The sequence below is a fragment of the Brevundimonas sp. genome (genome assembly GCF_032107865.1).
Classification (GTDB): Bacteria; Pseudomonadota; Alphaproteobacteria; order Caulobacterales; family Caulobacteraceae; genus Brevundimonas.
The window spans coordinates 1-4,143 of sequence record NZ_DAMCNG010000221.1; the positions used below are offsets into that span (position 1 = coordinate 1).

General features: G+C 67.4%; 5 protein-coding genes. All 5 read left to right on the forward strand.

All coding sequences use genetic code 11. The features are described 5' to 3' along the window. Positions 1-498: methyl-accepting chemotaxis protein (locus RT567_RS14190; protein ID WP_313576921.1), on the forward strand; the 498-nt coding region annotated here is incomplete at its 5' end. Positions 499-649: 151 nt separating this feature from the next. Next, a complete protein-coding gene (rimP, locus tag RT567_RS14195) occupies positions 650-1,261 on the forward strand; it encodes a ribosome maturation factor RimP (protein ID WP_313576922.1) in 612 nt (203 codons plus the stop codon). Beyond that, positions 1,261-3,003, forward strand: a complete 1,743-nt coding sequence (gene nusA, locus RT567_RS14200) for a transcription termination factor NusA (RefSeq protein WP_313576923.1) — start codon at positions 1,261-1,263, stop codon at positions 3,001-3,003. The genes rimP and nusA overlap by 1 nt, the downstream gene beginning before the upstream one ends. Before the next feature lie 18 nt (positions 3,004-3,021). Continuing rightward, positions 3,022-3,696, forward strand: a complete 675-nt coding sequence (locus tag RT567_RS14205; protein ID WP_313576924.1) for an RNA-binding protein — start codon at positions 3,022-3,024, stop codon at positions 3,694-3,696. A 114-nt stretch (positions 3,697-3,810) separates the two neighbouring features. Then, a partial coding sequence (locus RT567_RS14210; protein ID WP_313576925.1) for a translation initiation factor IF-2 associated domain-containing protein occupies positions 3,811-4,143 on the forward strand: 333 nt, incomplete at its 3' end.

Genomic DNA, 4,143 nt, shown 5'->3' on the forward strand with positions numbered 1-4,143 from the left:
GCCGGTCGCGGCTTCGCCGTGGTGGCCTCCGAAGTGCGCGCCCTGGCCCAGCGTTCGGCCGCGGCGGCCAGGGAGATCAAGACCCTGATTTCGGCCTCGGGTCAGCAGGTCGGCGCGGGGGTGGCCCTGGTCGGGCAGACCGGCGCGGCCTTGCAACGCATTGTCGGCCGCGTCGCCGAAATCGACGGCCTGGTCGCGGAAATCTCGGCCTCGGCCCAGGAGCAGGCGACGGGCCTGCAGCAGGTCAACACCGCCGTGAACCAGATGGATCAGGTGACGCAGCAGAATGCGGCTATGGTCGAGGAATCCACCGCCGCCAGCCATTCGCTGGCGCAGGAAGCCGATGTCCTGGCCGCCTCGGTCGCGCGGTTCCGCATCGGAGGCGCGGTCGCGGCCGAGCCTTCGCCTGCGCCCAAGACCGTCGCCGTGATGAAGGCCTTTGGTCGCGGCGGCGCCGCTCAGCTGCAAGAGGTCGAGGACGACTGGCAGGAGTTCTGATCGCATGACCAGATCGTGTGGATGACGGCGGGGGCTGACACGGCCCCCGCTTTCGCCTATATGACCGCTCACATCGTTAGACCGACGTCCAACGGCGTCGTATCAAGCGGCGGCCCGGACGGACCGTCGCTTTTGTTTTTGGAGTAGCCGCTTGCGGGCCAAGACCGCCGAAGACCGTGCTCTGCTTGAGCTGATCGACCCCGTGGCCGAGAGCCTGGGGCTGGCGGTCGTGCGCGTGCGCCTGATGGGCGGCACCCTGCGCCGTCGCCTGCAGATCATGGCCGAGCGCAATCTCGATCACGACATCTCGGTTGAGGAATGCGCCCGCCTGTCGCGCGCCGTGTCCGAGGTGCTGGACGCCGCCGACCCGATCTCGGGCGAATATCTGCTGGAAGTCTCGTCGCCCGGCATCGACCGGCCGCTGACGCGCCTGATCGACTTCAGCCTGTTCGAAGGCCTGGAGGCCCGCCTCGAGACCGACCGCATGGTCGAGGGCCGCAAGCGCTTCAAGGGCGTTGTCGCCGGCGTCGAGGGCGAGAACGTCGCCATCGATCTGGACGGCGAGGACGAGACCGCCTTGATCCCCTTCGCCTGGCTGGCCGACGCCAAGCTGGTGCTGACCGATGAATTGCTGAAACGCGGCGCAGCCCTGCGTGCGGCGCGCGGCGAACCCGAAGACGACGGCCTGCCTGAGGGCGCGCCAGACGCTGAACAATCCACCGCTGAACAATCCAACTCCGACTCCACCAAGGACGACGCCTGATGGCCGTGACCGGAATCTCCGCCAACCGTCTCGAACTGCTCTCCATCGCTGACGCCGTCGCGCGCGAGAAGAACATCGACCGGGAGATCGTCATCGAGGCGATCGAGGAAGCGATCCAGAAGGGCGCCAAGTCGCGCTATGGCGCGCACCACGACATCCGCGCCAAGATCGACCACAAGACTGGCGAGCTGAGCCTGACCCGTCACGTCACCATCGTCGCCGACGACTGGCAGCCGGAAGACGAACTGGAAGAGTTCAACGACAGCGCCATGGTGCGCCTGCGCGACGCGCTGAAGCGCGACGCCGAGGCCGAGGTCGGCAAGGAATACGTCGAGATCCTGCCGCCGTTCGAGTTCGGCCGCGTCCAGACCCAGATGGCCCGTCAGGTCGTGACCGGAAAGGTCCGCGAGGCCGAGCGCGCCAACCAGTACGAAGAGTTCAAGGATCGCGTCGGCGAAATCGTCAACGGCACGGTCAAGCGCGTCGAATACGGCAACACCATCGTCGACCTGGGCCGTGGCGAAGGCATCATGCGCCGCGACCAGTCGATCCCGCGCGAAGTGTTCAACGTCGGCGACCGCGTCCGCACCTACATCTATGACGTGCGTCCGGAAGCCAAGGGCCCGCAGGTCATGCTGTCGCGCGCCCACCCCGGCTTCATGGCCAAGCTGTTCGCCCAGGAAGTGCCGGAAGTTTATGACGGCGTGATCGAGATCCGCGCCGCCGCCCGCGACGCCGGTTCGCGCGCCAAGATGGCCGTCCTGTCGAACGACTCTTCGATCGATCCCGTCGGCGCCTGCGTCGGCATGCGCGGCTCGCGCGTTCAGGCGGTCGTCGCCGAACTGCAGGGCGAGAAGATCGACATCATCCAGTGGAACGACGACGAGCCCACCTTCATCGTCAACGCCCTGGCCCCGGCCGAGGTGGCCAAGGTGGTGCTGGACGAAGAAGCCGACCGCGTTGAAGTCGTGGTGCCGGACGAGCAGCTGTCGCTGGCCATCGGCCGTCGCGGCCAGAACGTTCGCCTGGCCTCGCAGCTGACCGGCTGGCAGATCGACATCATCACCGAGTCTCAGGACTCCGAGCGTCGCCAGCGCGAGTTCGCCGAGCGCACCGCCCTGTTCCAGGAAGCCCTGGACGTGGACGAGACGATCGCCCAGCTGCTGGTCACTGAAGGCTTCGCCACGGTCGAAGATCTGGCCTTCGTCGAGCCCTATGAGATCTCCGAGATCGAAGGCTTCGACGAGGACACGGCTGAAGAGCTGCAGACCCGCGCCCGCGAACACCTGGACCGTCAGGCGGCCGAGCTGGACGCCAAGCGCGTGGCCCTGGGCGTCGAGGACGGCGTGCTGGAAGTGCCGGGCGTGACCGCCGCCATCGCCGTCGCCCTGGGCGAAGGCGGGGTGAAGACGGTCGAGGATCTGGCCGACTTGGCTACCGACGAAATCCGCGGCGGCTATGAAGTGCGCGGCGGCGAGCGGGTCAAGGTTCCGGGCGTGCTGGAAACCTTCAACCTGAGCCAGGAAGACGCCGAAATGCTGATCCTGCAGGCGCGCGTGGCCGCCGGCTGGATCGACGCTTCGGAACTGCCTCAGCCGGAGTACGTCGAAGAAGAGACGCTGGAAGGCGACGTCGAGTTCGACGGCGAAGTCCAGGAAGACGCCCCGGCTGATGAAGCTGACGCTGACGCTGATGCAGAGGTCGTCGCTGACGACCTCGACGATCAGTCCCGCGACATGTGATGGGAGCCGCAGCTGTCCATGAGGTCGTCCGAGACGTTGATCGATAGGGATCGTCAGGACTTGGCGTCACGCCAGGTTCTCGATGAATCTCGCCTGATCCGTTTTGTCGGCGGCCCGGACGGCGCGGTGGCGCCCGATCTGGGGCGCAAGCTTCCGGGGCGCGGCCTGTGGGTCGCGGCCGACCGCGCCTCGCTTGAGGTCGCGATCAAGAAGAACCTGTTCGCGCGGGCGGCCAAGGCGCCGCTGAAGCCCGCCGCCGACCTGCCCGATCTGGTCGAGACCCTGCTGGTTCGGCGTTGTCTGGACCAGCTGGGTCTTGCCCGGCGCGAAGGCGTGCTTATCTCTGGGTTCGAGAAATGCGCTGCGGCGATCCGCAGCGGCCGCGCCGCATGGCTGATCGAAGCCGCCGACGGCTCGGCCGATGGGCGCGGCAAGCTTCTGGCCCTCTCCAGACACGCCTCGCCCGCCCCCGAAATCTGCGGGGCTTTCAGCGCGGACGATTTGAGTTTGGCCCTTGGGCTGGAAAATGCGATACACGCCGTCCTGCTGCGAGGCGGGCGGGCTGATCGCTGGACCCAGGAGGTTCAGCGGTTGGCGGGATTTCGACCTCTCTGTCCCCAGAGCTGGAACCGGGCGGGGCCCGAAAACGGCGCAGAGGACGACCGGGGCGGCGCCCCGGATGGAGAGCCTTAGGGTTTCGGCGGCTGCGGGCCTGTTTCCGATCTGACGGAGGCGGGGCCGCATTCTGCTATGGGTGCACAAGATAGAGACGAAGGCGGAATTCTCCGCCCTGAGTAAAGCGACCGGATGAGCGACGAAAACAACAATTCCAACGACGGCAAGACTCCTGCCAACACGCCTTCGCAAACGGGGCCGCGCGCTCCGTTGAGCCTGAAGCCGCGTGCGGCGGGTTCGGTCTCGACCGGCACGGTGAAACAGAGCTTCAGCCACGGCCGTTCGAAGACCGTCGTCGTCGAGACCAAGCGCCGCGCCGGACCTCAGGGCGGGCATCAACGTCCGCAGGGCTTCGACGTCGCACGTCCGCGCCCCGAAGGCGGCGCGCCGCGTTCGTCCGCGCCGCGTCAACCGGCCGGCGGCGCTCTGTCGCCCGAGGAACAGGAGGCGCGTCGCCGCGCCATC

Excerpts from the sequence above, each read along its gene's own strand:
- nusA (WP_313576923.1), top strand. The coding sequence starts at position 1,261 with ATGGCCGTGACCGGAATCTCCGCCAACCGTCTCGAACTGCTCTCCATC.
- RT567_RS14205 (WP_313576924.1), top strand. The coding sequence starts at position 3,022 with ATGAGGTCGTCCGAGACGTTGATCGATAGGGATCGTCAGGACTTGGCG.